The sequence below is a fragment of the Micromonospora sp. NPDC003776 genome (genome assembly GCF_053605645.1).
In genome coordinates, this window is the sequence record NZ_JBSGJR010000953.1 from 1 (window position 1) to 1286 (window position 1286).

General features: G+C 79.2%; 1 protein-coding gene and 1 pseudogene. One reads left to right on the forward strand and one right to left on the reverse strand.

What is annotated here, in order from left to right; translation table 11 throughout:
• Window positions 1-771, reverse strand: a pseudogene (locus ACWEVO_RS36635) (hypothetical protein); the annotation flags it as partial.
• 242 nt (window positions 772-1013) lie between these two features.
• Between ACWEVO_RS36635 and ACWEVO_RS36640 the strand changes: the two are divergent.
• Window positions 1014-1286: PH domain-containing protein (locus ACWEVO_RS36640; protein ID WP_452311968.1), on the forward strand; the 273-nt coding region annotated here is incomplete at its 3' end.

Sequence of the window (1286 nt, forward strand, 5' to 3'; positions counted from 1 at the left end):
GGTCAGCGCGCCGACCAGCAGCACGGCCAACCCGACCGCCCCGGCCACCGTGGCGGCGCGCGCCGCCGGCGGCACCGGACCGGGCGGCAGCAGCACCACGCCGGCGAAGAGCAGGCTGACGCCGAGGCCGAGGACGTCGACGCCCCGACGGAGCCGCTCCGACCCGGAGAGCCGGGACCGTCCGGGGAGGCGAAGCAGGGCCAGCGCGTGCAGCGAGGCGCTCACGGCGAGGCCGCCCACTGCCACCGGCAACCGGTACGACGGGCCGGTCAGCGGCAGTACGGCCACCGTGAGCCCGGCGGCCAGGACGGCCGCGTCGAGGAGCGCCGCGACCCGGCGGGAGAGGGCGACCCGGCGGGTCCGGCGCCAGCCGGTCGCCGGCGCGGGTGGCGCCCCGTCGGGCGCGGCCGGTGAGCCGGGCGCCAGGTGCGAGCCGGGCGCGGAGGCCGGGTCCGGCGCAGGAGCTGAGCCGGCGGCCCAGCCCGACGGGGAGGCCGGGCCCGACGGGGAGGCCGAGTCCGACGGGGAGGCCGAGTCCGACGGGGAGGCCGAGTCCGACGGGGAGGCCGGGCCGGGCGGAGCGCCGGCGAGCCAGGCGAGGCGGACACAGGACAGGGCGCAGCCGGCGGCGACGGCGAGCGCCGCGGCGGACCGGGCCGGGACCAGGCCGGCCGCACCGGCCAGGACGAAGAACGCCCCGGCGAGCGACACGAGGAGTTCGGGCACTGGCGCCCGGCGACGCGGGTCGCCGGAGGAGTGGGTGACGGGCACGGCGGTCGCCTTCGTGAGGGGGCACGGGGCGGTGCGGTTGCGGAGCGACGTGCGGAGTCAGGGGCCGGGGCGAGGGTACGCGGACGACGCCGGCCGGGGTGCCGGCGCGGCCACGCCAGATAACGATCCCGGACGCGGGCAGTTATGGGACATGTCAGTGAGCTGCATCACATCGATGGAGTGGGGCATCGCCGTCCCCGCCCGCCCGGACCGGCCTCGGGCCGGGGTGCGATCATCGGGGGGTGAACCGCGCCGACACCGTCCGCTTCCGCCACAACCAGGCGATCCTGGTCGCCGCGATCGTCGCGTTCATCGGCGCGCTGCCGCTGGCCACCGCTCGTTGGTGGCTGCTCTGGGTGCTGCTGATCCCGCTCGCGGTCGCGGTCTGGGCCTGGCGGGCCGGCACCGACGCCGACCCCGGGGAGCTGCGGCTGCGCGCGCTCCTCGGGCAGCGGCGGATCCCGTGGGCGCGGGTCACCGAGCTGGCCGGCGACGACCGCGGCCGGGCCGTCGCC